The organism is Streptomyces sp. ISL-100 (assembly GCF_018614615.1).
Classification (GTDB): domain Bacteria; phylum Actinomycetota; class Actinomycetes; order Streptomycetales; family Streptomycetaceae; genus Streptomyces.
This window is the reverse complement of record NZ_JAGGOK010000105.1, coordinates 1-24,657: the sequence shown is the minus strand read 5'-3', so window position 1 is coordinate 24,657 and position 24,657 is coordinate 1. Positions and strand designations below refer to the sequence as shown.

General features: G+C 68.0%; 23 protein-coding genes and 5 pseudogenes. 17 read left to right on the top strand and 11 right to left on the bottom strand.

Annotated features, from left to right (window positions below):
* Positions 1-11: 11 nt before the first annotated feature.
* Together J7E89_RS36675 and J7E89_RS36670 are read right to left on the bottom strand one after the other, a co-directional pair.
* A pseudogene (locus tag J7E89_RS36675) lies at positions 12-985 on the bottom strand (NAD(P)-dependent alcohol dehydrogenase).
* Positions 986-1,509: 524 nt separating this feature from the next.
* Complete coding sequence (locus J7E89_RS36670) at positions 1,510-1,884, bottom strand: hypothetical protein (RefSeq protein WP_214980369.1); 375 nt, start codon at positions 1,882-1,884, stop codon at positions 1,510-1,512.
* Between the two features lie 299 nt (positions 1,885-2,183).
* Between J7E89_RS36670 and J7E89_RS36665 the strand changes: the two genes are divergently transcribed.
* The 8 genes from J7E89_RS36665 (at position 2,184) to J7E89_RS36630 (ending at position 9,367) form a co-directional block, all read left to right on the top strand.
* A complete protein-coding gene (locus tag J7E89_RS36665; RefSeq protein WP_214980367.1) occupies positions 2,184-2,711 on the top strand; it encodes a hypothetical protein in 528 nt (175 codons plus the stop codon).
* A 312-nt stretch (positions 2,712-3,023) separates the two neighbouring features.
* Complete coding sequence (locus J7E89_RS36660; protein ID WP_214980365.1) at positions 3,024-3,755, top strand: hypothetical protein; 732 nt, start codon at positions 3,024-3,026, stop codon at positions 3,753-3,755.
* Between the two features lie 20 nt (positions 3,756-3,775).
* Positions 3,776-4,543 (top strand): S1 family peptidase, encoded by a 768-nt coding sequence (locus tag J7E89_RS36655; protein WP_214980363.1) that lies wholly within the window; start codon positions 3,776-3,778, stop codon positions 4,541-4,543.
* Between the two features lies 1 nt (position 4,544).
* Positions 4,545-4,988, top strand: a complete 444-nt coding sequence (locus J7E89_RS36650; protein WP_214980361.1) for a hypothetical protein — start codon at positions 4,545-4,547, stop codon at positions 4,986-4,988.
* 874 nt (positions 4,989-5,862) lie between these two features.
* Positions 5,863-6,201 (top strand): MerR family transcriptional regulator, encoded by a 339-nt coding sequence (locus tag J7E89_RS36645; protein ID WP_214980359.1) that lies wholly within the window; start codon positions 5,863-5,865, stop codon positions 6,199-6,201.
* A gap of 667 nt (positions 6,202-6,868) precedes the next feature.
* A complete protein-coding gene (locus J7E89_RS36640) occupies positions 6,869-7,072 on the top strand; it encodes a cold-shock protein (RefSeq protein WP_034275260.1) in 204 nt (67 codons plus the stop codon).
* 383 nt (positions 7,073-7,455) lie between these two features.
* Positions 7,456-8,979 (top strand): DEAD/DEAH box helicase, encoded by a 1,524-nt coding sequence (locus tag J7E89_RS36635; RefSeq protein ID WP_214980358.1) that lies wholly within the window; start codon positions 7,456-7,458, stop codon positions 8,977-8,979.
* A gap of 79 nt (positions 8,980-9,058) precedes the next feature.
* A complete protein-coding gene (locus tag J7E89_RS36630; RefSeq protein ID WP_214980356.1) occupies positions 9,059-9,367 on the top strand; it encodes an SCO5918 family protein in 309 nt (102 codons plus the stop codon).
* A 90-nt stretch (positions 9,368-9,457) separates the two neighbouring features.
* Here the strand turns inward: J7E89_RS36630 and J7E89_RS36625 are convergent, their stop codons facing one another.
* Complete coding sequence (locus J7E89_RS36625; RefSeq protein WP_214980354.1) at positions 9,458-9,832, bottom strand: hypothetical protein; 375 nt, start codon at positions 9,830-9,832, stop codon at positions 9,458-9,460.
* Positions 9,833-10,226: 394 nt separating this feature from the next.
* Between J7E89_RS36625 and J7E89_RS36620 the strand changes: the two genes are divergently transcribed.
* Complete coding sequence (locus tag J7E89_RS36620) at positions 10,227-10,427, top strand: cold-shock protein (RefSeq protein WP_214980352.1); 201 nt, start codon at positions 10,227-10,229, stop codon at positions 10,425-10,427.
* 602 nt (positions 10,428-11,029) lie between these two features.
* Positions 11,030-11,242, top strand: coding sequence for a hypothetical protein (locus J7E89_RS36610; RefSeq protein ID WP_214980348.1), 213 nt, complete (start codon positions 11,030-11,032; stop codon positions 11,240-11,242).
* 654 nt (positions 11,243-11,896) lie between these two features.
* Here J7E89_RS36610 and J7E89_RS36605 read toward each other — a convergent pair.
* A complete protein-coding gene (locus J7E89_RS36605) occupies positions 11,897-12,400 on the bottom strand; it encodes an EF-hand domain-containing protein (protein WP_214980346.1) in 504 nt (167 codons plus the stop codon).
* A 435-nt stretch (positions 12,401-12,835) separates the two neighbouring features.
* Here J7E89_RS36605 and J7E89_RS36600 point away from each other — a divergent pair, with 435 nt between their 5' ends.
* Positions 12,836-13,198 carry a DUF952 domain-containing protein gene (locus J7E89_RS36600; RefSeq protein WP_214980344.1) on the top strand — a complete coding sequence of 121 codons (363 nt, stop codon included), beginning with the start codon at positions 12,836-12,838 and terminating at the stop codon, positions 13,196-13,198.
* A gap of 190 nt (positions 13,199-13,388) precedes the next feature.
* On the opposite strand, the pseudogene J7E89_RS36595 reads toward J7E89_RS36600, so the two are convergent.
* Positions 13,389-13,595: pseudogene (locus tag J7E89_RS36595) on the bottom strand (phosphotransferase); the annotation flags it as partial.
* A gap of 199 nt (positions 13,596-13,794) precedes the next feature.
* Here J7E89_RS36595 and J7E89_RS36590 point away from each other — a divergent pair.
* Positions 13,795-14,013: pseudogene (locus J7E89_RS36590) on the top strand (DJ-1/PfpI family protein); the annotation flags it as partial.
* Positions 14,014-14,236: 223 nt separating this feature from the next.
* On the opposite strand, the gene J7E89_RS36585 reads toward J7E89_RS36590, so the two are convergent.
* Complete coding sequence (locus J7E89_RS36585) at positions 14,237-15,283, bottom strand: trans-acting enoyl reductase family protein (protein WP_214980341.1); 1,047 nt, start codon at positions 15,281-15,283, stop codon at positions 14,237-14,239.
* A gap of 108 nt (positions 15,284-15,391) precedes the next feature.
* Between J7E89_RS36585 and J7E89_RS36580 the strand changes: the two genes are divergently transcribed.
* A complete protein-coding gene (locus J7E89_RS36580) occupies positions 15,392-16,339 on the top strand; it encodes a helix-turn-helix domain-containing protein (RefSeq protein ID WP_214980339.1) in 948 nt (315 codons plus the stop codon).
* Positions 16,340-16,574: 235 nt separating this feature from the next.
* Here J7E89_RS36580 and J7E89_RS36575 read toward each other — a convergent pair whose 3' ends face one another.
* Both J7E89_RS36575 and J7E89_RS36570 read right to left on the bottom strand, forming a co-directional pair.
* Positions 16,575-17,237, bottom strand: coding sequence for a response regulator transcription factor (locus tag J7E89_RS36575; protein WP_214980338.1), 663 nt, complete (start codon positions 17,235-17,237; stop codon positions 16,575-16,577).
* Positions 17,234-18,358, bottom strand: a complete 1,125-nt coding sequence (locus J7E89_RS36570) for a sensor histidine kinase (RefSeq protein WP_214980335.1) — start codon at positions 18,356-18,358, stop codon at positions 17,234-17,236. The genes J7E89_RS36575 and J7E89_RS36570 overlap by 4 nt, the downstream gene beginning before the upstream one ends.
* 230 nt (positions 18,359-18,588) lie before the next feature.
* Between J7E89_RS36570 and J7E89_RS36565 the strand changes: the two genes are divergently transcribed.
* Positions 18,589-19,023: a DUF6223 family protein gene (locus J7E89_RS36565; protein ID WP_251061577.1), complete on the top strand. Its 435-nt coding sequence runs from the start codon at positions 18,589-18,591 to the stop codon at positions 19,021-19,023.
* A gap of 109 nt (positions 19,024-19,132) precedes the next feature.
* Here the strand turns inward: J7E89_RS36565 and J7E89_RS36560 are convergent, their stop codons facing one another.
* Both J7E89_RS36560 and J7E89_RS36555 read right to left on the bottom strand, forming a co-directional pair.
* Positions 19,133-19,705: a GNAT family N-acetyltransferase gene (locus tag J7E89_RS36560; protein WP_214980333.1), complete on the bottom strand. Its 573-nt coding sequence runs from the start codon at positions 19,703-19,705 to the stop codon at positions 19,133-19,135.
* Between the two features lie 392 nt (positions 19,706-20,097).
* Positions 20,098-20,250 (bottom strand): annotated as a pseudogene (locus J7E89_RS36555) (AraC family transcriptional regulator); the annotation flags it as partial.
* A 39-nt stretch (positions 20,251-20,289) separates the two neighbouring features.
* On the opposite strand from J7E89_RS36555, the pseudogene J7E89_RS36550 reads away from it, so the two are divergent.
* A pseudogene (locus tag J7E89_RS36550) lies at positions 20,290-21,283 on the top strand (peptidase S8); the annotation flags it as partial.
* Positions 21,284-21,407: 124 nt separating this feature from the next.
* Here J7E89_RS36550 and J7E89_RS36540 read toward each other — a convergent pair.
* Positions 21,408-22,412, bottom strand: coding sequence for a serine aminopeptidase domain-containing protein (locus J7E89_RS36540; RefSeq protein ID WP_308315719.1), 1,005 nt, complete (start codon positions 22,410-22,412; stop codon positions 21,408-21,410).
* A gap of 192 nt (positions 22,413-22,604) precedes the next feature.
* Between J7E89_RS36540 and J7E89_RS36535 the strand changes: the two genes are divergently transcribed.
* Positions 22,605-23,255 carry a GNAT family N-acetyltransferase gene (locus tag J7E89_RS36535; RefSeq protein ID WP_214980325.1) on the top strand — a complete coding sequence of 217 codons (651 nt, stop codon included), beginning with the start codon at positions 22,605-22,607 and terminating at the stop codon, positions 23,253-23,255.
* Complete coding sequence (locus tag J7E89_RS36530; RefSeq protein WP_214980323.1) at positions 23,252-24,127, top strand: PaaX family transcriptional regulator C-terminal domain-containing protein; 876 nt, start codon at positions 23,252-23,254, stop codon at positions 24,125-24,127. The genes J7E89_RS36535 and J7E89_RS36530 overlap by 4 nt, the downstream gene beginning before the upstream one ends.
* Positions 24,128-24,657 lie beyond the last annotated feature (530 nt).

Below are 24,657 nucleotides of genomic sequence, written 5' to 3'. Positions count from 1 at the left end.
TGAGGGCGAGTTCACACGGTGACGACAACTTTTGCGCGCGCATGCTCCACTTCGAGGTATCGGATCGCCTCGGGCACTTCACTCAACGTGTACGTACGGTCATGACCGGGGCGACCTTTCCCGACTCGGCGAGTTCCCTCAACGCTGCCAGGTTCCCCTTGCTCGGCGTCGCCGTGAGTACGAGCAGTCGCTGGCGGACGAAGCTTGACAGCGCCTGGCCCCTGATGAGGAGACCCATTGGTCCGACGAGACTGCCCCCGCCGGACACGCCCCCGCCCGACAGCACGAGCGTTCCTGAGGGTGTCAGGGCGCGTCGGCACTGGGTCAACGAACGGTTCCCCACCAGGTCGAACACGACGTCGTACCGCCGCCCGTCCCGGGTGAAGTCCTCGCCGGTGTAGTCGATGACCTGGTCCGCGCCGGGCGACCGGACCAGGTCCATGTTTCTCGTACTGCACACGCCGGTCACCTCCGCTCCGATCGACTTGGCGATCTGTACGGCGAACGTTCCCACGCCGCCCGACGCACCATTGACCAGGACGTGCTGTCCCGGCTGTACTCGCCCCAAGTCGCGCAGGCCCATGAGGGCGGTGTTCCCCGCCAGTGGCATCGCGGCCGCCTGCGCGAATGTCAGGCCGGCCGGTTTCGGCTCCACCACCTCGTCGGGGGCACACACGTACTCGGCAAAGGCCCCGTCCGCTTCGCCGAACACCTCGTCACCGGGGCGAAACCGTTTCACGTCCTTTCCCACCGCTTCCACCTGACCCGCGAAGTCCGTGCCCCGGATCTTCGTTTTCGGCCTGCGGAGCCCGAGCACCATGCGCGCCATGTACGGGTCGCCCCGCAGGAGGTGCCAGTCGCGCGCGTTGACCGCGGCCGCGTGAACCCGTACCAGCACTTCATTGTCGGCGGCCACCGGCTTGTCGACCTCCCTGATCTCCAAGACATCAGGTGAGCCGTACCGGTCCTGGACGACTGCCTTCATCGGGTCTCCGTAACGCGCGAGTTCGGTGCGGAATGGGCCGGTCGGCCAGAGGAGCAGCACCGCTCGCAACGCTAGGCGAGCGACCTCGGCGCGGGCATCGGGGACAACCCCTAGGTTGCACCCGGATCTCTCACGCGGCGAACGTGAGCCGGCGATGGCTCATATCTGCTGCGGGCGCAGGCCGGAGGCTACGGTCCTCGACGGTGACCGAATCTACTTATCTACATGCCACACGAGTTGCGTACGACCCGTTACCGCTGACTATGCCGAACTCGTCCGCAACGAACTTGACGCAAAGCCTCTGGATCCCGCCATGCTCAGCGCGTTCTCCGAGCTCGTGCAGGCACCGGATGCCCGGGCCGATCGCCGACCTTGCCGACGCACCACCCACTGGCCGGAGCAGGTCGCACTGCCGGGGCCGTCGGGGTCACGAAACTGGACATTGACATGGCCAGGGGCGCGATACGGCGCGAAGCCGTCCCGCTCACGCGAATACGTGCTCGACGCGAGCCACGCCTAGATCATCACGCCCCGAGCTTAACCTCACGGTGGAACTCGTGGACCAGTTGGATCTCCCCGACGATGTGGGCGTTGAAGTTGTCGAGTTCCTCGGCTGGAACCCACAGTTCGAGGATCGTCTGCCCGCCGGCTTGCTGAACGGGGTACCGACGCAAGAACTCCGAGTCGACCTCGAAACGGGTGACGAAGCCCACTCCGTCGTGCTTCACGTTCCAGTCCCTCGCGATCTTGATCGCGTAGTCCTCGTTGAGAACCGGATAGAAGATCGGCTGCTCGGGCAGACGGGGCGGCCAGGCACGCCAGTGCAACTCCCGGACCAGGTCCAGCTCTTTGGGGCCAGTCGGGCGCCACAGGGTCGTTGTTGCTCGCCGGCTGGTCATGAGAACCGTTCTCCGCAAGTCGAAGACCACCGGAATTGGCTGGTCGGGGGACCGGACGATACTGGAACGGTGAACCTTATGACCACGACGTTTCTGTACCCCAGCCCTGCCGTGCAGCGCCCGCGCTCAAGAGCCACCGGGCCGTCCAGCGATCACGTTATGAGGCGGACCGGCGCCCCTTGTCCAAGAATCGCGCGGCCGTGTGTCGTCCACAGGCGAGTTCGCGGCGTGTGTCTGCCCATGGCTGAGGTCGCGTAATTCCCCTGGCACTGACTTGCGGCCGGGCTAGGTTGACCGGCATGAACTTGCCGGGGCGGAACTATCGGTATGTGGGGCCGGCCGACCTCCTTGCACTTGTCCGGCCAGGGGGCGAGGGCAGCAGCATTCGCTCAGCAGCGGACTTCGACGACTGGGCTTCGAAGCTGGACACAGAGGAGCTGGTCGAGCCTTTCACCTTCGTCGTCGACGCCGCTCGTGTGCTGCGGCTCGCACCGCGCCGTAGCGAGCACGTGGTGTGTGCTGGTGGAGGAACGGTCCTGGCTGCCGGTGAGATGAGCTTCCGAGGGAAGTCCGGGCGATGGGTGGTCGTTGTGGTCAGCAATCAGTCGACCGGTTACTGCCCGGACGGCAGCTCGTGGTCGGTCGTCGCGGATGCTCTGGACGCAGTAGGGATCGAGCACCCGTCCGGCTTCACCCATGAGGTGGTGTTCCGGCGTTGTCCCGCCTGCGGTCAGCTCAACATCGTGCGGGAGGAGGACTTCCTCTGCGTCTTCTGCGATGAAGTACTGCCGGAGGAGTGGAACGTGGACAGTGGCCGCTCGTCATGACTGCTCGTAGAGATCATCGGTTTGGGACGTGCCGAGCAGGCGCATGGCGAAGTTGTCGCGGATGAGCATGTCGGGACGTACAGGGGCAAGGATCCGCTTGTCGCCGACGCAGACCGGGGCCGAGGAGGATGACCGACTCGTGAACGTGCCCGCGTCGTGCCAGAAGGTCTGCCGGCGGGCGGCGGATGACGTGCTGCGGCAGGCCGCCCGTGGCCGTTCAGGCGAAGCAGACTGCCCCCGGGGGAGAGCCGCGGTGGGCGTCGCGCCGGCGTCGAGTGACGTTGTCAGCGGGTCGTCCTATGCTCCTGACTCATGATCGAGAACAGGCTTGGTGCCTTGCTGGAAGCCGGATTCACCGACCGTCTGAGCGAGCGCGACAGGATCTTGCTGGCACGCAGGGCTCTTCTCAAGTCCTGCTACGAGGAGCCCGCCCCGGTTCTCTCGGACAGCTGGTGGTTCGCGGTTCCGGGCGAGAGGTACGAGGGCCTGTTTCCGGCTTTGGACCTGCACGACCGGTTCCCTGTGACGCTCGGCGAAGGGGCGGATGTGGAGCGGCTGCCGCACAGGACGGGAGCGGTTCCGGTGTTCGTCACGCCGGAACTCGACGGCTGGCGGCTCATCTTTGGGAACCTGGATTACGTGGTCGGCGTCGACTGGGACGAGTGGATGAGCGCGGTGGAACGGCTGAGTGCGCACTGCGGCGAAGCCCAGATGTTCTTCGAGGACGAAGCGGGTGGATCGAACGTGTGGGTAGTCGCCGATCAAGGACGCATCCGGCGCCGGTACACGCGCGAGGACGATCCCGAGTGGGTCGGTGAGCCACTGCCCTGGGAAGACCTGCTCGTCGACGACGAGAACTTCGATCCGGAGTATGACGAGGCAGCGCCCAACGAGGGCACGGCGGACGCCGCCACCGCGTGCCGCCTTCTGTCGGTGGACCCCACCCGGGTCGGCGCCGACACCCAGATACGCGGTCACGGCTGGCTGGCGCTGAGCGCACCGGGAGTGGGCCACAAGGACTTGGACGGCCTCGTCGGCAGCTGAGCCGCCGGGACGGCGACACGTTGGCCGTACACCTCACTCCGGGAACCGAAACCATCGAGCCGCAGGCCGACCGGTACTACGACACCTCGCCGTACTACGGCGGAGCGAGGTTCCACTCCTACCTGACCACCAACAGCGCCACTTGGTGCACCGCGGGATTCCCCTGGCCCCAGGACGGCAAGTGGTACATGCTCACCGCGGGCCACTGCACGACAGGCAACGGGGCCGCCATGAAGTGGAACGACACCGATTTCATCGGCGGGGTGGTCCGGGACAACTGGAGCAACAGCAAGGGCTCGGTACGGCTGTCCTGCCAGGACTGCTACTCGGGCCACCTGTCTCTGGACCGCGTTGAGGGGCCTTCGTCCGCCTCGGCACGCATCTACAAGGGGGGCAAGAGGTCGACCATGTCGCGTCCTGTTCACGACATATGGTGGCGCTCGGTGCAGAGCGGAGACCAGCTCTGCACCGGCGGCATGATGACCGGCGAGAGGTGCGGCTGGAAGGTGACCGGAACCAAGGCGACGGTGAAGTACACCAGTGGCGCGATCGCCCGCAATGTGGTCACAGCCGAGAAGACTTCCAGCGCTTGCGTCCAGAAGGGTGACTCCGGAGGGCCGACGTACACCGTCGACGGAAGCGGGAGAGCTTATGCGAAGGGCATCATCTCGGGCGGCAGTGGAGGCGGCAGTGACAACAGCGGCGGCTACCTGGACCCCTGCCACCTCATCTTCACCGATACCCGGCTGGCCCATAACGCCCTTCCGGGCACCGTTGAGAAGAGCTGACATGCGGTTCCTCGCCCTCCTTGCGGCACTGGTCCTCACGGGGTGCTCGCCACCCGGCCAGGACGCCCCGTGCACCCTGATGGACATGGATTCCGACGTCGCCGTCGTCTGGCGGCCTGCCGACTTCGCCGACTCGGGCGGGGCGACGATCCGGCTCTGCGTGGCCGACACGTGCACGGAGCGGGATTCGGGCAGCCCGGACGACCCGGTCGCCCGGGCCTCGGTCCGGCTCGCGGACGACATCGGCCCCACCACGGTGCCGGTGCGGCTCACCGTCACGTCGCGGAAGGGCGACAAGGTCGTGGACGACAGCGCACAGGTACGCCTGACGGAGCAACACCCCAACGGCCCCGACTGCGGGCCCACGGCCTGGACGGCAACCTTCCGAGCCGACCCGGTCAAGGGCCTCACCTCCCCGAAGGGCCTGTCGCTGCAGAAGAAGTGACCGCGCGCCGCGCGAACGCATGAAGAACCGCCCCCGTGACCAGTCACGGGGGCGGTTCGCTGCAAACGGCCCCAAGGAGGAGCGGCTGCTGTCGGCAAGCGCAGGCTTCCTCTGTCTTCTGCACACGGAAATCTGTGGCGGCTGGAGTAGACATTGGGTGGTCGCGTGGTTATGGTTTCTCTCGTAGCCGAGATCGAGCAGGGCCCGGCAGAGATGAACTGCCGGGCAGCAGTGCGCAGTACGGTGCGGTGGTGGAGTTCCGAAGCCGGGGTTGTTGCAGGATGGCGACGGAACTGACGGCCGGACCGGGTGGCCCGCAGTGATCAGGGGCCGCCATGAGCAGTAACGCAGTAAGAGTTGTGTAGGTGCAGTACCCAGCAGCGAAGTACTCAGTGGTCTCTCAGTGAAGGCGTCGGCTGCGGGCGCGCGTGCTGAGAGGTCCGGCAGTGGGGTTCTAAGCCAGAGCAGACGCAGGACGGGCGACGGGGCTGGCTGCCGGACGAATTGGCTGTTCAAGGCCACGAGCAGTTCGTATCACCAGCAACACCCAGCAACACCCGTGGTAGCAGCACCGGTTTGAAAAGCAGTTACTTCCAAGAGGGAAGAACGGAGGAGTTCGAGCGCCATCAGGATCGCCCGGGCGGCAGCACCGTCTGGGTACCGCAGGACCTCAGATAGGCAGGTGGTCTCCGGTCACGCACCGCGATCCCCGTACCCCCGCCCAGCAGCTTTCCGGGCAGGCATGCGGACACAGAAGGCCGGCGCAGCAATAGGGCCGGCAGATGGTGTTGAAATTCCTTCGGGGCCTTGGTGCCGTACGGCACCAAGGCCCCTCCACGCGTTCCCCCCACAAGCACTCGACCAGTGAGGTGAAATGACAGCAGACAACTCCCTCGGCCGTCTCGAGGACGACGACTACCCCGCCTACACCATGGGCCGGGCCGCCGAAATACTCGGCACCACCCCGGGCTTCCTCCGCGCCATCGGCGAAGCCCGTTTGATCACCCCGCTGCGCTCCGAGGGCGGCCATCGCCGCTACTCCCGCTACCAGCTTCGTATCGCCGCCCGAGCCCGTGAGCTCGTTGACCAGGGCACCCCCATCGACGCCGCCTGCCGCATCGTCATCCTCGAAGACCAACTCGAGGAAGCCCAGCGCATCAACGCCGAACACCGCCGCGCCGGCAACTCATCTCATCCTCCGTCCGCGGCCTGATGCCGGAGCGCCTGCCGACATCGGGCGGGCGCCCGCGCTGAAGCTGAATGGTGAACCCCGTCCCAGCCGCCTTCCCGCTCCGCAAGCCCGGTAACGTCCGCAGCCCATGCTTGGCCATGGACCCGCTGCTCATGGCCCTCGATTGGGCTTGTTGCGACTGGCAGTGCCCAGGTGGAGCAGGGGTGCGGCGCCAACTGCCTCCTGCGCAGTTCGTTCGGGGGCGGGATCGTATCCGGTCCAAGTGCCCGAAGTAACTCGCTTTCTGTCGCGCCGTCAGCCCGAGACGCAAGGGCTGAGGCACTCCACCCTCCCCCTGCCGCGTGCGGCACCCGCACGCCCGGCAGCGGAGGAGGCGAACACGGCACTCCGCGACTCCTCGCATGTGAATATCTATTGCGGCAGGCACAGAAATTAGTGCAATGTGCCGTGAGGGTTTATGCCCCCCCAGGGGGAGGGAAATCACTCAGCGCCCTCAAGCGATTTCTCCGTGCTACTGTTGATCTCAGTTGCAGTTGTGGTTCCCAAAAACTTCAAGTGCATTTGCTGGCCTCTTGTGCCGGCGGGTGCATTTTTGTATGCCGGAGTTGTTTTCCGGACGGGGCGATCATCGCGGCGACTCGGGGCTCGCACAGTGCGGGCCCGGGTACTGCCCCCAAGGAGATATGACATGGCTACTGGCACCGTGAAGTGGTTCAACGCGGAAAAGGGTTTCGGCTTCATCGAGCAGGACGGCGGCGGCGCTGACGTCTTCGCCCACTACTCGAACATTGCCGCCCAGGGCTTCCGTGAGCTGCAGGAGGGCCAGAAGGTGAGCTTCGACGTCACGCAGGGCCAGAAGGGCCCGCAGGCGGAGAACATCGTTCCCGCCTGACGCTGAAGCGTACGACGTAGCTGGGGCCCGCACCTTGGGGTGCGGGCCCCAGCTCGTTGCTTTCCCCAGGGCACGCCGACCGCGTCGTGTACGTTGCGCGAGCGACGCCACCTGAAGCGCTCTGGTTGTCTCACCGTATGGCGGACGCTCCGCCCATGGCTCCGGACACAGTCCGTCCGAGCCCCCCGTGATCCCGCATCCCGCATCCCGCATCCGGCCTTCGTGTCGGCGTATGCCGGATCATCTTCGACGCAACTGGCCTCAGATGTTCGCATCGGCCCGGTCTCGTCTTCGCATTTACTTCGGTTCGTTCTTGCGGTTCTCTGTGCTGTTCATTCGCGCCGGGAATTCCTTGATACGTGCCGCATCGAGGAAGGTTCTACATGAACCGCACAGCTCGCACGAACGACCGCCATTCCCCCGCCCGCACCAGCGGTTCCGCCGGTTCAGGACGCGGGGGCCGCTTCGGTGCTCCGTCCCGCTCCAGCGCTCCGAGCCGTTCTGGTGGCTACGGGCGTCGTCCCGCTGCCGCGCAGGGGGAGTTCGCCCTTCCGGTGACCATGACACCGGCTCTGCCGGCCGTCGAGGCCTTCGCGGATCTGGAGATGCCCGCGCCGCTGCTGACCGCGCTCGGCGCCGAGGGGGTTACGGTGCCGTTCCCGATCCAGGGGGCCACGCTGCCGAACTCGCTGGCCGGGCGCGATGTCCTGGGCCGCGGGCGCACAGGTTCGGGCAAGACTCTGGCCTTCGGGCTGGCATTGTTGGCCAGGACTGCGGGGCAGCGGGCCGAACCGCGTGAGCCGCTGGCTCTCGTGCTCGTACCGACGCGTGAGCTGGCCCAGCAGGTGACCGACGCGCTCACCCCGTACGCCCGGTCGCTGAGACTGCGGCTGACCACCGTGGTCGGCGGCATGTCGATCGGCCGTCAGGCCGGTGCGCTGCGCGGTGGCGCGGAGGTGGTCGTGGCGACGCCGGGGCGGCTGAAGGACCTCATCGAGCGCGGCGACTGCCGCCTGGACCGGGTCGCCATCACGGTGCTCGACGAGGCCGACCAGATGGCCGACATGGGCTTCATGCCCCAGGTCACCGAACTGCTCGACCAGGTACGCCCAGAGGGGCAGCGGATGCTGTTCTCGGCCACCTTGGACCGTAACGTCGATCTCCTCGTACGCCGCTACCTGCACGACCCGGTGGTCCATTCGGTGGACCCCTCGGCGGGCGCGGTGACGACGATGGAACACCATGTGCTGCACGTACAGGGTGCCGACAAGAACGCCACGACCACGCAGATCGCCGCACGCGACGGGCGGGTGCTGATGTTCCTGGACACCAAGCACGCGGTGGACAGGCTGACCGAGCACCTGCTGAACAGCGGTGTACGGGCTGCCGCGCTGCACGGCGGCAAGTCCCAGCCGCAGCGCACCCGCACCCTGGCACAGTTCAAGACCGGCCATGTGACGGTCCTGGTGGCGACCAATGTCGCCGCGCGCGGCATCCACGTCGACAACCTCGACCTCGTGGTGAACGTCGACCCGCCCAGCGACCACAAGGACTACCTGCACCGTGGCGGCCGTACGGCACGCGCCGGCGAGTCAGGCAGCGTTGTCACTCTGGTGCTGCCCAACCAGCGCCGTGAGATGTCCCGCCTGATGCAAACCGCGGGCATCACCCCGCAGACGGCCCAGGTCCGTTCGGGGGAGGCGGAACTCAGCCGTATCACCGGCGCTCAGGCCCCTTCAGGTGTTCCCGTCACGATCGCAGCGCCGGTGGTGGAGCGCCCGAGGCGCGGAGATTCCTCGAACCGGGGCCGACGCAGCCGACCCGCCCAGACGCGGCGTACGGGCTCGAACTCCCGGGCGGCGGCCGGAAAGTCCGGGCCGCAGCCCGTTCTGGGCGCGGCCGCCTAGGACTCCTAGGACCAGCACCGATTCGCCGGTCTCCACCCGCCGGCACCCCTGCCCGTCCTTTCAACCCTGCTGAGGCACTATGCGCTGCGTCATCGCCCGTTTCCCCTTCGACTTGGTCAAGACCGACGTGCAGGCGTCGATGAAGGGCATCAAGCCCGAGCCCGTCGTGGGCGAGTCCGTGATCATCGGCCGTCGTCACTACCCCGTCAAGCAAGTAGGGGAAGTCATCACGCGACAGGACCGGCGCGACTTCACCGCCAGTGAAGTGACCAGGGCACTGACCCGCCTCGGCTTCACGTGCCGCCCCGCGCCGAGCCTCGCTCCCGCCGCACTGCTCACTCCGCTCGCGGCGGCCTCGGCACTGCTCGGCGCCCCGGCACCTGTGTAACGAGGGCGGCAGACAGAGCGAGGCAGACAGAGTTGAGGGCCCCGACCGACCGGTCGGGGCCCTCGTTCTGTTAGAGGCCGGGTGGCCCGCTCACTGATCGGAGTAGCTGAAGTCACCTACCGTCCACGCGCTCACATCCTTGATGGCGATGCGGTACATCCCACCTGTCTCGGGAATCCCGATGTTGCCCTGGAGGATCCTCGCGACATGGAAATGCAGGTGCGTGGGAGGCGCGTCCTGATCCGGGCGGGGCTTGGTGCTGGGGGCCATGAAGATGCTTGAAAACGGACCCAGCCGATCGGAGTCCTTCAGCACCTCGGCCACTCGTTGCCTCCACACAGCCTCGGGAGCCAGCCGTCCGGTGATGACAGCGCCACCGGCAACCACGGTGAGGGACATCTGATTGCTGTGCTCGGACTCCACCGTGGCGGCAACGTCGGCAAGCAGATCATCGGCATTCGACATGGCACGGGATTTTACTACCGTCGGCCCCCGCTGGAAACGCCGGTCTTCGGCTGCCAGGGGACCGGCGCGCCTCGGGTAACAAAAGTAACTTCGGTGATGAATCGGCACCTCGTCCGGCCCGCAGCGCGGGGCCGGCCGGAAGAATCAATTATATATTCCCGGCGGAACAGAAATGCGGCAATGCGGGGGAGAGGCTTTGCGGGTGGACGGAAGGAGTAATATGCCTTTATGCGCCCGGCCGCTCGCACCATGCTACTGTTGAATTTCGTTTCGGTGGTGTAACCCGAATACTTCAAGCGCCTTCATCGGCATTCTGTTCCGGCGGACGCCCTTTTCTTCTGGTGCGCTTCGGGCGGGTAGGTAATGATCGCCGCTGCTCAGGAAGAGGTACGGCATGGCCACTGGCACCGTGAAGTGGTTCAACGCAGCCAGGGGCTTCGGCTTCATCGAGCAGCCGGACGGCGCTGACGTGTTCGCCCACTTCTCGCACATCTCCGATCGGAACCTCTTCTTGCTGCTTGAAGGGCAGAAGGTGCACTTCGACGTCATGCAGGCTCCAAGAGGCCTGTACGCGGAAAACATCATCTCCGCCTGAGGGCACTGGGGCGCACTGCTGGTTCTCGGCCGCGCGAGTTTGCGCGGCATGGCCACCCCCGGGCGGACGCGAAGCAATGTGCTCAGCGCGCACGGCTTCACGGAGGTCGCGTATCGGGCTGCCATGGCGGGGAGGCCTAGGAGGTCAGCCGCAGGTGCCGTCGCGGCAGCCGCTCGGAGCAACCCCAGTGGCGACCCTTCCGTTCCCAGCGTGGCGGTGGCGATGGGACGGGCCCCACGCCGCCAGACGGCGTTGGCTCGCCCAGGGGCTCCGGTGTCGCCAATCAGGGACCGTATCCCTTCAGCGCGTGTCCCGGGCGGCCCTGCCTGTATGCGCATCGCCGCCATTGTCCGGGCGTAGGGAACACACCGCGTGACGCGCACTCGGCGAGGGCCTCGAACCTGGTGAAGAACAGGGCGTTGCCGGTGACGATGGCGGTGCCAGGGCCGAAGTATGTAGGGACGGCGGCACAGCCGCGGCGCACGCTGTCCTGATCGATGAGGTCTTCTGGTGCTCACTCTTCTGCTCCGCTGAGGTGGCCGCATCAAGGGACGGGTGGTCGGCTAGCCGGGAGACCTGTCTAGCAACCACTGGAGAACCAGATGTTGAAGCACATCGTGCGCACGACTGCAGCTGCGGCCTTGGCAGCGGCTGCGGTGCTCAGCCTGTCCAACGTGGCCACAGCCCAGCCCCTGATCCCAAGGGATGGGCAGCACACACAACTCCCCGCCCCCGAGGACGAAGACGACCCGGACTTCGACTTCGACAAGATTGTTGACGAGATCATCGGCGGCATCGGCGGCATCGGCGACTGAAGACTCCACCGGTTGTCGGCCTCCCTGAACCAGGGGCGCTGTGAACTGACCGGTAGGGCGCCCACGTATCGTTCGACCCGGCACAGGCCTGGCTTCCCGGCGTCAGCGGTCAGCGACCGTACCTAATACGATCGACCCAGCGATCAAGCCCTCGCCGTGGGCGGTGGGGATGTGACCGGTGAGGACGTCGGCCCCCGCCGACCACTTGCCGGCTTCGCCCCGGCTCCACCTCCACTGATCACCGGGCGACGAGATCGGCGCCTTACGTTCTGCCTGGGCCTGGATCTCGCCGGGTGCCAGTCGGTACGGGCCAGTTCCGCACCCACCGCCCTTGGGGCACACGTCGGCCCTCCCGGGGGGAGGCCGGGAGGGACGGCGTGGCTCCGCCCACGTGGCGGCACATGGGCAGGGCCAGGGTGAGGGATCTCCGCCTTGGGGGAAAGAGGATCACCGCCGTCACAGCATTGCACTGCTTTCAGCCACACAACAGGGTTGTGACTGGAATGCGTTGCGGACGGTCAGCAGGTGGGAGTTCCCGTACACGGCGCGCGTCCGGACAGGGCGCCGCAGCGGGTGCTCGGCCCAAGGGCATGAGTACGCCCCATGCCGCGGTCAAGGCCAGGTAGGGGGCGTCGGCGTTTCGCTCAGTGGCTCCTACCTGTTGTGAAGGGCTTCGGCCATGGGAGAAGCGCCTTCAGTGACGTAGGCGCGGATCGAGGCCAGGTACGCGTCCCGGTCGATGCGTCCGTCGCTGTCGGCGTCCAGTGCTTCGAACGCCGTCTTGGCATTGTCGAGCGGGTTGCCCAGCGCTTCACGCAGCCGTGTGAACTCCGCCTGGCTCAGAGCTCCGTCCGAGTCGGTGTCGGCGAGATCGAACAACGACCCCAGCGCCTGCCTGCAGACCTCGTCGAAGGCATCGGCGCCCGCCCAAGCCGCGTACTCCTCGAAGGTCACCTTCCCGTCGTCGTTCGCGTCCATCGACGCGTACACCTGCTCATGAGCCGTGCGGGCGATGGAGACAAGAGGGTCATCCCTGTCACGTCCCATCGCCGTTGCCGCACGTTCGGGACGTGCGAGGTACTCGTGGCGGGAGATGACACCGTCACCGTCCACGTCCAACATGGTGAAGATATGCCTCTTAGCGGTGATGGGGTCCATAAAGGTTCCTTTCATGAACGCTGTACTCGGTCGCTGCCCCGCGACGCCCGTGCGTCGCTGAACACTGGCGGGCCCCCTGCGCCTGCCCGCCACTGCGACAGAGTCCGGTCAGTCGGCCGACCACCCGGCGCCAACACCGTGACCACAGCGGCTCGCAGGAAACGCATGGTCTTCCTCCTCTGATCGCCCCTTCCACGGTGACTCCGCGGAGTCGCGGTGTGCCAGGTCAACACGGGATCGCATCAGGCGCGTACGGCGTCACCAAAAATCCGCCCGATCGAGTCATCCCTTGCCCATTCAGGTGTAAACGCCGCACCGTCCCGTTTCACCTGCGGGAATGACGTGAGAGCCCCGGTATGGCCACCAGAGTCACCCGGGGATGAGGCGATCCCGGCGTACAGGGAAGCATGGCGGCCGAACCGCTATAACTGGCCCATGCTGTATCACGTAGTCGCTCTCGGTGACTGGCTTGCCGACGCCCACCTGCCCTACGCGCCTGCCTCTTTGGTGAAGGACGGGTCCGTGCACTGCTCACCCGACGAGGAAGCGACTTTGTCAGCCGCCACCCGCTTCCACGGCGGGACGGCCGGTCCGCTCGTCGCCCTGCTCATCGATGAGACGACACTCGGTGCCCCCGTGAAGTGGGTGGCCCCCGCTCCGGGCTCGCCCCTGGCCCAGACGCCAGGAGCCTTGCTTCCGCGTGTCATGGGGCCCGTCAACCGCGACGCGGTTGTCGGACTGATGGAGATCGTGCGAGACGAAGACGGCCGTGCCCAAGAGCTGGTCCCCCGGGACTGACACCAGCGGCCGATTGGTTCGGCGGCGCTCACCACGCGACGGGAAGGGCCAGTGGGTAGCGCCAGACGGACTGAGTGTTCCAGTGCACCTCATCGACCGGTACGGCCAGGTGCAGGGTGGAGAACCGTGCCAGCAGGAGGACGGGGCTGAGTTCGTCGGGCAGATCACGCCAGGGAGAAGCTGTGCGGCTCTTCCTGGCTTGCCCGATGGCACCAGGGTGGCGGGGCAGCCGGACGGACAGCTTCTCGCCCAGCCGGTAGATCACATGGTCAGAGCCAGCCGGGTCGAGCAACTCCAAAGGCAGCTGGGCCCACTGAGGGAACTGCGTATCGACCAGGCGCCTGACCAGTGCGGCGTCGATCGCGGGGCGGGTGTCCGCCGTTTCCTCGGCTGCCAAGAACAGCCCCTGGTCTCGGCCCGCCCGTGCGGCGGGCAGCCAGGGTCATCACACTGCATCGCGTGCTCGCCTGTCGAACGGATTCCACCTCCCCAAGCCTCATCCCTCCACCATGCCGCCGACCGGCGAAGATCCGCAGACCTGACCAAGCAGTACAAGTTGGTACGGCTGGAAGGGGGACGGGGACACGGCAGGAACAAAGTACGTCACCGCCGCCGGCGTCTCCGCGGGCATCGACATGGCGCTGACCCTCGCGGGCGGGCTCGCGGGCGACATCCCCACCCAGGCCATCCAACTCGCGCTCGAGTACGACCCGCAGCCGCCGTACGACGCCGGATCCCCGGAGAAGGCCTCGGCGCAGGTGCACGAGGCGTTCAAGGCCCGGATGGGCCAGCTGGTGCTGGGGGAGTCGGGCTGACCAGCTGAAACGCGGCTCCCGCCGCTCCCGGAAGGCGGCGAGAGGCGGCGTGCAGCACATCCACGACGGGGGCCGCCGACTGCGCGGTCAGGACGGAAACCTCGTCGGGATGCGTACGAACTGGTGCGGGCGGGCGGTGACCGCCGCCCGCAGCCCGGTTTGGCACCGCGCGAGCGGCGCGTCCCGGTGTCGGGTGGTTTGCCGCATCGCATCCATCCCGAGATCAGATATTCGTGATGCTGTGCGGAAGCTCAACCGACACGTGCGGCGCCAGTGCCCGGAGGAAGTCCGCTGCGTCGAACATCGCGCCTGCCGAGGCTACGCCCGTTGTCCGCGTGCGCCCGGCCAGGATGCGCTGGACGGCCTCCACCACCAGTGGTGCGGTGGCCGCGTAGATGTCCTGGCCACGGGCCGTGGCGCGTCGCTCGACACCACCTGCGCGGACCAGGACGTCGACGACGAAGGTCTGGTTCGACCGCCCCAGGGCGTCGACCGGCTCCGGCGCCGGCGTGTCCGCCTCGGCCAAGTCCCTCGCGGCTTCGACGGCCATATGGGTGCGGACTTCAGGCACGGCCAAGTGGCTGGGAACGGTGACGACATCGGCCATGGTGAACTCCGAGATCACCGCTCGTCGGCCCAGCGGCTCCGGAAAGAGCCAGTCCTGCTCCGACACCTTGTCATCGTGGTACTGCAGCGCGCCGTCCGCGAACCGCACCCGACGGCCCGCGCGACGCTCATGGGACACCTGACCGGCCGCCCGGGTGCCCGCTGTGGGATGCCAGCTGCTCAACCCGTACGCGACGTGCGCCACGTCCGCAGCAGTCCACTCGCCCATCGCCGCGGTCACCAACAGGTCGCCCAGTCCACCGTAGAAAGCCATCGCCGGCACCACGAGTGTGTCTGCCTTCCGTGCCGCCTCCGCATAGTCGGCGAACATCGCGGCATTCGCCTCGATCTCTGCCGCGACGTCGACGTACGGTATGCCCGCGCGCAGCGCTGCCTCGACGACCGGGCCTCCCGTCACCGCGAACGGTCCGGCGCAGTTGACGACAGCCGCAGCGCCGGCAAGGGCCCGGTCCAGTGAGCTCGGGTTGTCCACGGTGGCCGGCCGTACGACCACATCGGGCCACTCGGCCGCCAGCGCCTCCAACTGGGCTGCGTTACGGCCGGAGATGACAGTGGCGAAGCCACGCCTTCGTAGTTCGGCGACGATGAAGCGACCGGTGTGCCCTGTCGCCCCGTAAACCACTACTGCAGCCGTCGTGCTCATCGTTCGTTCCCCGTTCCCCGATCTTGATGTGCTGATGAGTCCCAGTCTCGCCGCAGGCGGGACCCGACTGTGATGGTCCGGAAGGACATCACGCGTACACTTTCGGACATGCCAACTGTCGTGCTGCTGACCGCCGGTCACCTGCTGCACTTCGAGCTCGCGGTGGCCTACGAGATCTTCGGCAATCCCCCGCGCGAAGCCACGGAGGGCTGGTATGACGTACTGCTCTGCGGGCCCGGGCCGGTGCAGGTCGGCCCGTTCATGGTGGAGCCCGACCACGGGCTGGAGCGCGCGGTCGACGCCGATACCGTGATCGTGCCTGCGTGCGCGGACATCGACGATCCGCCGCCGGCGGAGCTGATCGAAGCCGTGCGTGCGGCCCATGAGTCGGGGGCCCGGGTTGCCTCCCTCTGCACCGGAGCGTTCGTGCTCGGCGCCGCGGGCCTGCTGGACGGTCGGCGGGCCACCACCCACTGGGCTCATGCGGCGGAGTTGAGTGCACGCCATCCGCTGGCCGTGGTCGACCCGGACGTGCTGTACACGGACAACGGCAGCGTGCTCACGGCCGCGGGCAAGGCCGCCGCCGTGGATCTCTGCCTCCACCTGATCCACCTCGACCACGGCGCCACCATCGCCAACTCAGTCGCCCGTCGCCTCGTCATGCCGCCACACCGGCCCGGTGGTCAGGCCCAGTTCGTGGCTACGCCGATGCAGGTCACGGGCGACCACACGCTTGCCCATCTGCTCGCCTGGGTCCAGCAACGGCTGGACCAGCCGCTGACCGTGACCGACATGGCGCGGAGGGCGAATACGAGCCCGCGCAATCTCGGACGGCAGTTCAGGTCAGTGATCGGGCAGACGCCGATTCAGTGGCTCCTGACCCAGCGCGTACGTCGCGCCCAGGAGATGCTGGAGGCCACCGACGAGAGCATTGAAGCTGTCGCCCTCGCTACCGGCATGGGTACCGCCACGACACTTCGGCGCCAGTTCAAACGGATCGTAGGGGTCCCGCCCGACAGCTACCGGCGCTCGTTTCGCAGCGCAAAGCCTGCCTGACCGGTACGGTGCCCGGCGCAACTCCCGGCCGGTCGAGAGCGGTTGCGGCCAGCGTCAAGACCTGGCACCCGGAAGCCAGTAGGAGGGCCGTCGCGCGCCCGCGCGGAAGATCTTCCACGGCAAGGCCGGGCAGCTGGCTGAATGCGGTGTGCGTGTGCGGCTGCTCGCCGCGACTCGGCACGTGGGGTCCGGTGGCGGACGCGTGGGCGGTATGGGGGGGTGCGGGCCGTCGATCTTAGCGGTTGCTTGGGGATACGAGGCCGGATTCGTAGGCGAAGACCACGAGTTGGGCGCGGTCACGGGCGTGGAGCTTGGTCATGGCCCGGTTGATGTGGGTCTTTGCGGTTACGGGACTGATCACCATGCGGGCGGCGATCTGGTCGTTCGACAGTCCCTGCGCGACCAGGGCGACGGCCTCGAGTTCGCGGTTGGTCAGCCCTTCCAGCCCCGTATCGGCGCCCGTGTGGAGCGGCTGGGTGACGTACCGGTTGATCAGCTTGCGGGTGATCGACGGTGCGAGCAGGGCGTCGCCGCGCGCGGCGACACGTACGGCGTGCAGGAAGTCTTCCGGCACGATGTCCTTGACGAGAAATCCGGCGGCGCCGGCCCGCAGCGCGTTGAAGACGTACTCGTCCAAGCCGTAGTTGGTCAGGATCACGACGTGCACCCCGGCCAGGGCCGGGTCCGCGGCAATGAGCCGGGTCGCCTCGATGCCGTCGATCACCGGCATCCGGATGTCGATGAGAGCGACGTCGGGCAGGTGCTCCTTGGCCAGTGCCAGGCCCTCCTTCCCGTCGGCGGCCTCGGCCACCACCTCGATGTCGTCTTCGAGGTCGAGGAGCGCGCGGAATCCGCTGCGCAGCAGGGGCTGGTCGTCGACCAGCAGGACACGGATCATGACGTGCGCTCCACGGGCAGTTCTGCTTGGACAGTGAAGCCGCCCTCGCTGCGCGGTTCCGCGCGCAGGCGACCGCCGAGGATGGTGACTCGTTCGCGCATTCCGAGCAGCCCGACACCGGGCACCGGTGCGGTGTCCGCAGTGGCCTTGCCATCGTCATCTATTCGTATGGTCAGGGCGTCCGGACGGTAGTCGATGCGGACCGACGCGGTAGCGGCGGCGGCGTGACGGGCGATGTTGGTGAGCGACTCCTGAACGATCCGGTAGGCGGTCCGGTCCACCGCGGCCGGTACGTCCTGTAGTTGTCCTTCGATCGTCAGTGTCGCGTCCAGGCCGGTCGTACGGGCACGTTCCACCAGCGCCGGGACGTGGCCGAGCCCTTGCGGCGGGGTGGTCCCGTCGTCGCGCAGCGCCTCCAGGGTCGCTCGCAGTTCCCGGGTCGCCTCACGCCCTGCTTCCCGGATCGCGAGGAGGGCCTCCGGCACTGGTTCGCCCCGCTTGCGGGCCACGTGGACGGCAGCCTCGGCCTGCACCTTGATGACCGAGATCTGGTGGGTGAGCGAATCGTGCAGCTCCCGCGCGATGTGCAGCCGCTCCTCGTCGGCGCGGCGCCGCGCGGTCTCCTCCCGGGTGCGCTCGGCCTCGTCCGCCCGCCGCTCGGCCTGCCGCAGCGCTTCACCCGCGGCGCCGGCCGCGATCAACCAGGCCAGCTCCAGGGCGCCTCGGGCCTGCGCGAACGCCTCGCCCGTGTCGTGCAGGGAGGCGAGGGCAGCGAGCGGGAGAGCGGCCAGCATGGTCACGGACGCCGCCACCGTGACGATGCGGTGCCCAGCCCGCATGGCGGCGTACACCGCGAACAGGAAGGCGACGGCAGGCACGTCGAAACCGGCCGCCTGGTAGCCCACCGCGCACAGCCCCGTGACGGCCAGGACAGGAACCGGGGCCCGGCGCCCGGCGGCCAGCGCCAGGCCGCCGGCCGCCAACAGCGCGTAGCCGAGCAGGCCGAGATTCGTGGCGGGGGGCTGCCCCGACAGCCCGGCGACCAGCAGCGTCGCTGCCACGCCGACGGCGATCAGCCAGTCTCTGACATCGGCCCGAACGCCGAACCGTCCTGTGCTCATGCGCGCACCCTAGCCGGATGTCGCTGCGGCGGAGTCCCGCTCGCGGATGAGCGGCCGCCTACCGCGCGCGCAGTACTTTCACGGCGCCTGCGGCGTTCGCAGCAACCAGGTGCGTCTTCGGCGGCAGCGCGAAGTGCCTGCGTCTGATGGACGACCGGCGGTGCGGACGGCGACATGATCAGGCGACATCCAAAACTCGGAAACGAGACGCACGTAAAGAGGAGAGGGACATGAGCTCATCAGGAGCCCTGACGTCAGTCCGACCGGCGCTTGCCGTGGCCGGAGCCACCCTGCTCGTGGTGTTCGGGCTTGCCGCACCGGCGGCCGCGCACGTCGCCGTCGCCGTCGCCGGTATCGGCACCGGCTCCGGACGACTGGGGGCCATCGTGGCCGCCGTGGTGGGCTTGATCGGCATGGTCATCGGCGGGCTGGCTCTGGCCCGCTCCGCCGGTCGTATCGGCACCGGCTCCGGGCGAGACGGGGCCATCGTGGCCATGGTGGTGGGACTGATCGGCATGGTCCTCGCTGGGCTGCATCTGGCCACTTCCACCGGTGGTTTCGGCACCGGAAACGGGCGAGCCGGGGCCATCGTGGCCGCCGTTGTGGGGCTGACCGGCATGGTCCTGGGTGGGCTGGCTCTGGCCCGCCTCCGCCGCACCGGCTGACCGGCTGCTGACCGAAGCACCTGGTGTCGGTCTTGCACATGGGCTCGATGCTGGAGGTTTCGCAACCGCGACAGGCGTGGTGCTGGCCGCCGGGGCTCAGCGCTGATCTTCAGCGCAGGTCGAGCCGCATCAGGACCCGGGGGTGACCGGCCAGTACCGAGGTAGTGTCGGCTGCGTGGGTGAACCCCGCGCGCTCGAAGTTCTTCCGGATCCCGGCGTACGCCATCGTCAGGTCGACCTTGGCGTCACCGTTGTCGAGAGGGTACGCCTCGATAGCCGGCGCGCCGTGGGCGCGGGCGAACTCGACCGCGCCGGAGATGAGGGCGTGCGAGATCCCTCTCTTGCGATAACCGGGGCGTACGCGGATGCACCACAGCGACCAGACCGGCAGGTCGTCGATGTGCGGGATTTTGCGGTTGCGCGCGAAGGAGGTGTCCGAGCGCGGTGCCACGGCGGCCCAGCCGACCGGCTCGTCGTTGTCGTAGGCGAGCACCCCCGGAGGGGGTTGTGTACGGCACAGCTCGGCGACGTACTCCCCGCGGGCCGGCCCGCGAAGCTCGTTGTTGAGCTTGGACGGGATCCGGTAGCTCAGACACCAGCAGACGTTGGATCCTGGTGACTTCGGGCCAAGTACGGCACGGACATCCTCGAAGTCCGAAGCCGGGCGAACTTCGATGGTCATGCCACCACCATGCCACGGCGTACGCCGCGACGCTGTTCAACCTGCGGTGGCACGGACTCGCATCCGCCGAGGTGTGGATCATGCGGGCGCTGAGCACGTGGATCACGAATATGGGGGGAGGTGCGCCGTCGGTGCGGCGGCTGGGCGCGCCGACGGCCTGTCCAGCACGGGTTTGGTCGCCTACTCATTCGGCCGCCTGGAGGAGCAGGGGCTGATCAGCCGCAATGACCGGCGCCGGCGACCCGTCCGCCTGGGGCATGGATCGCTCGCTGGGTGACCGATCCGTCCCAGCGGAGCTATTGCTGACGTGCGCTTCGGCGGATGCAGGCAGCTGGATCGGTCACACGGGCCGGCAAACGGTCACCGGGTTCCCGTCAGGGAGGACGCAGTTCGCCGGCGTGGGCCGCCGCGATCTCCACCCGGTAGCCGGGACGGCCTGCCCCGGCAATGCGGGAGGCGACGGCGAAGACCTCGGCCGGACCGGTGACGTCCAGGAGTTCCACGCCGGGAAAGGCGACGATGACGACTCTGCGTGCTTCGGGCATGCCGCCCATGGTTCAGGCATAGGCGTGTGGCCGCAATGCGGAGCAATCCCGAAGGACCTGACTTACCAGCCCGGCAAGAATGAACTGGCCGTACTGGACACGAAGTTCCACGGGGGGAAGCCGGCCGACGGCGGCGAGTTCCGGTACTCGATCACCGACAACTTCCCGGTCGGCTTCGGATTCCCGGAGAAGATCAGGTTCCCGGCGGAGCGCACCGACTACGTCAGCACCGGCTCCGGCCAGCGCTGGCACGAGTCCCTGACCAGCGGCCCCGGTGCCATCGAGCAGCGCAGCGGCACCCCGGCCTCCCGAGGCGGCAGCCACGCCGAACTCAACTGGTTCAAGCCGGTCCTGCACCCCTGGCTCGGCACCGGTCTCGGCTGGGGCCAGCAGAGGCGCGGCAACGACCTGAAGTTCAACACGCCCGGCTGGGGCGACTCGGGTCCGGACCACACCGGCTTCGGCGATGTGTGGAACGCCGACTCGATGACACAGACCACCGAGGTGTACGCGAACGGAGTGCGGGTGGCGCGCCAAACCGGCTCGGGGGCGTACGCCTGGAACTCTGATCCGGGCGAGCAGACCTACAAGGTCGTCACCGACACCACGCTGAACCCGGAGCGTTGGCGCCTCGCGACGAAGGCCACTCGGAGTGGACGTTCCGCTCCGAGGAGACCCCGGCCGACCGGGAGACCGTCCTGCCGATGCTCAACCTCGGCTTCGACGTGAACACCGACCTGACCGGCGATGTCCGGGCCGGAAAGCGGTTGGAGCTCGGCATCTTCTCCGAGTACGTCGAGGAGCGGCACGCACCGGGAAGATCAGCGGTGGCACGCTGGAGATCTCGTACGACGACGGCAAGATGTGGACGTCCGTCGAACTCGGCGACGTACCAGGGAAGTCCGCAGCCTGGGAGGGCTCGGTCCGGGTGCCGAAGGACGGGCAGTACATCTCGCTGCGGGCCTCGGCGACGGATGACCGGGGCGGCTCGGTCAGGCAGGAAATCATCCGTGGTGTGCGTGTGACGAAGTAGATGAAGTAACAGAACAGCAGAGCAACAGTGCAGGGACCGGTGCGGCCTGTCCACCGCACCGGTCGCTGCCCGCCCGGCGCCAGGGGGCAGGACGCTTCGGAAGCCGCCGTCCAGGTCTGAAGACTCAGGCGCGTTTTGGCTGTCCAGGAGTGTTGTTGGTGTTCGCTTCAGAGCAGAACTGTCGCTGGTCGTCCAGGAATCCGTCTGCGAAGAGCGAGCGGGGGGAGAAGAGCGCGGTGAGCGTGATCTTGAGGTCGGACTGCTCGATGGACTGCTTGAGCAGTGAATGGGCCGCGTCCGGGTAGCGCTTGACCGTCAATGCGCCGCCTGCGTCCAGCAGCTTGCGGTAGACGCGCTCCGTGTCGGCGGTGTCTACGTTGATGTCATGGTCCGCGAGGGTCAGCAGCACCGGTACGCCGCGCAGGGCACGGAGGTCTTGTGTGGCGTCCGCGGTGTAGTTCTTGGAGATGAAGCCCCAGCGATCGGCGGTCATGCCGTCCGCCTTGCCGCCCCTGGCCCTGACGTACTCCTCGAAGGTCGCGTGGCGTTTCAGTAGCCGGCGCGTGGTGTCGCTCTTGGCGATCTCGGCTTTGGTGCGGGCTGCCGATGCGCCGTCGGCGCGCAGTTCGGCGAGGAGGTTGTAGCGGCCCTGCTGGAGCCAGTTGATCGCGGGCGAGACGGCGATGACGAAGCTCACGGGCGTCTTGGCGGCGACCTTCGGCAGGACCCAGCCCGCCTGGCTGGCGCCCCAGAGGCCGATCCGGTCGCCGTCGACGTCCGGGCGGGCGCGCGCCCAGGCGATGGCGGCGGCCGCCTCGTTGGCCCGATCGTCCATGGACTGGGCGAGCCAGTCGCCCGGTGCCCCCGCGACGCCGGGCTTGTCCCAGGACAGGGAGGCGTACCCGGCCTTGGCGTTCGCTTCCCACATAGGCTTGTAACCGTCGTCGTGGGTGGCGCTGACGGGGCCGTCGCCGTGGACGTACACGACCAGGCCGTGGTGCTTGCGGCCGTCCTTGGGGGTGGCCAGTACGCCGTTGAGGGTGTGGCCGCCGTGGCGGATCGAGACCCGCTGCTCCTCCATGTCGTAGGAGTTCTGCCACAGCACCACACCGACCAGACCGGTGGCCACGACCAGGATTGTGACGAGTGACCACACGGCGATGCGGAGCCCGCGCCGTCGGGGCTGGATCTTTGGACACATGGGATCTGACCGCCTCCGTTTGGGGTTGCACAGCGAAAACTATCATTTCGAGCACGACCGCCGCGAGGGTGATAGATTTGGGGTGAGGTTGCAGCGATTGCAGCGAGAAAGGAGCACGGCATGGGACTGGACGCGACAGGCACCGGCACTGGCACTGGACCGGTGACAGTCCGGCGGGGCGTTCCGGCCGGCGCCGAGCGGCGGGCGGCCGAGCTGTACTGGGAAGCTTTCGGCCGCAAACTCGGCCCCGCGCTGAACCCGCCGGACAAGGCGGTGCCCTTCATCACCGTCCACCTGAACGCCGATCGCGCGGTGTGCGCGCTCCTCGACGGGCAGCTCGTCGGCCTCGCCGGCTACCAGCTCGGCGGCCGGGCCCTCACCGGGGGATCGGCCTCCGCCGTGCTGCGCACGTACGGACACCTGCGAGGACTGCACCGACTCGTGCTCCTCGCCCTGTTCGAACGCCGCCCGGCCCCCGGCCAACTCGTCATGGACGGCATCGCCGTGGACCCGGACATACGCGGACGTGGCGTCGGGAGCCTGCTCATCGAGGAAGTGGCCGCCGTCGCGGCGGAGCAGGACTGCCGGGACATCAGACTGGACGTGATCGACACCAACCCGCGCGCCAGAGCCCTGTACGAGCGGCGCGGCTTCACGGCCGTACGGACCGAGCACACGCCCTACCTGCGCGGGCTGCTGGGATTCGGCGCGGTGACCACCATGCACCGCCCCGTCGAGGCGGATGGGCCGAGAGGACTGTGCACACCGTGACCGACCACGTCGAGATCCCCACCCGCATGCTCGTCCACGCACTGATCCGCGAGGACGGCACGGTCAGCGCGGACGAGCTCTACACCGTCGCAGCGACCCTCGGCATGAGCGACCAGCAAGTACGGCTGTGCGTCAAACGTCTCGTGGCCGAGAACCGGTTCACCCACGAAGGCCGGGGCCGCAAAGCACTGCTGCACGCCACCGAAGACACCACGCACGCCCTCGCCCCCAACGCCGACTTCCTGCGGCACGCATTCCGCCAGGACGCCGGGCTCGCCCCCTGGGACGGCGTCTGGCACCTGGCCGCCTTCGCGGTGCCCGAATCGGCGCGCACGGCCCGCGACGCCCTGCGCGAGACGCTCGTCCACCTGGGCGGCGCCCCGCTCCAGGGCGGACTGTACGTCTGCGCCAACGCCTGGGAACCGTACGTCGAAGCAGCGGCCCACCGCCTAGGCGCCCACGGCGCACTCACCATGCTCACCACGACGGACCTGCGCAGGGGCGACACCCAGGAGCCTGGCGAACTCGCCCGCAGCCTGTGGCCCCTGCAGGAGATCGCTGACCGCTATCACCGCCTCAGCCGCGTCGCGCAGCCCCGCCTCGACCGGCTCACCGGCGCTGCCGGACTCTCCCCATCCGCACTCCTTACCATCGCGGTCGAGCTGGCCGCCGAGCTCACCCGCGCCATTGAGCCCGACCCGCTGTTGCCGCCTCAGCTCCTGCCACAGCCCTGGCCCGGCACCCAGGCCCGGGAGCTCATCGCCCGGTGCTGGGCGGCCCTGCACGACCGCGACCACGGCGAGGCCCGCCCGGCCCTCTTCCGCCTCTACGCCGACGTAACCCGAGAGGCAGCGGACCGGGCCACGCGCTGAAGACGGAACCGACGGTGCAGTCGGACTGGTCGAGCCGGTGAGAGAGTCCTGGCGATGGCAGTGGGGTCGTGACTGCGCATGGCCCCATCCTCACGTGCCTTACGGCCGCCTGTCTTGTACGAATGTTCGGCGACTCGCCCCCGCGAGGTCGGCTACCGCCGGCCCTGGGTCAATGGCCGGCGTCCCCGGCATGGTTGAAGCGGACCAGCTGATGTCCTCGCCACGCGTACGAATCTCGCCGGGCGCAAGCCCGGCGACGAGGCTTCCCCGCTGCTGCCGACCGGTGGCGTCGTACACCACGAGCCAGCCGTGACCGCATAGTGAAGCTGCCGCCCGTCGCGTCGATGCGACGTCGGCACCTCCGGCCGCGAACGGGCGGTGGAGCGTGGGGTGGTTGCTCTAGGAGAGGGCCGGGTTGGGGGTCAGGACGCGGCGCAGGACGGCTTCGATGCTGGTGCGGTCGGGGGCCGTGGTGCCGGCCAGGCCGCGCAGGGTGCGTCCGTTCATGATGGCCGCGGCCGCGGCCGCGG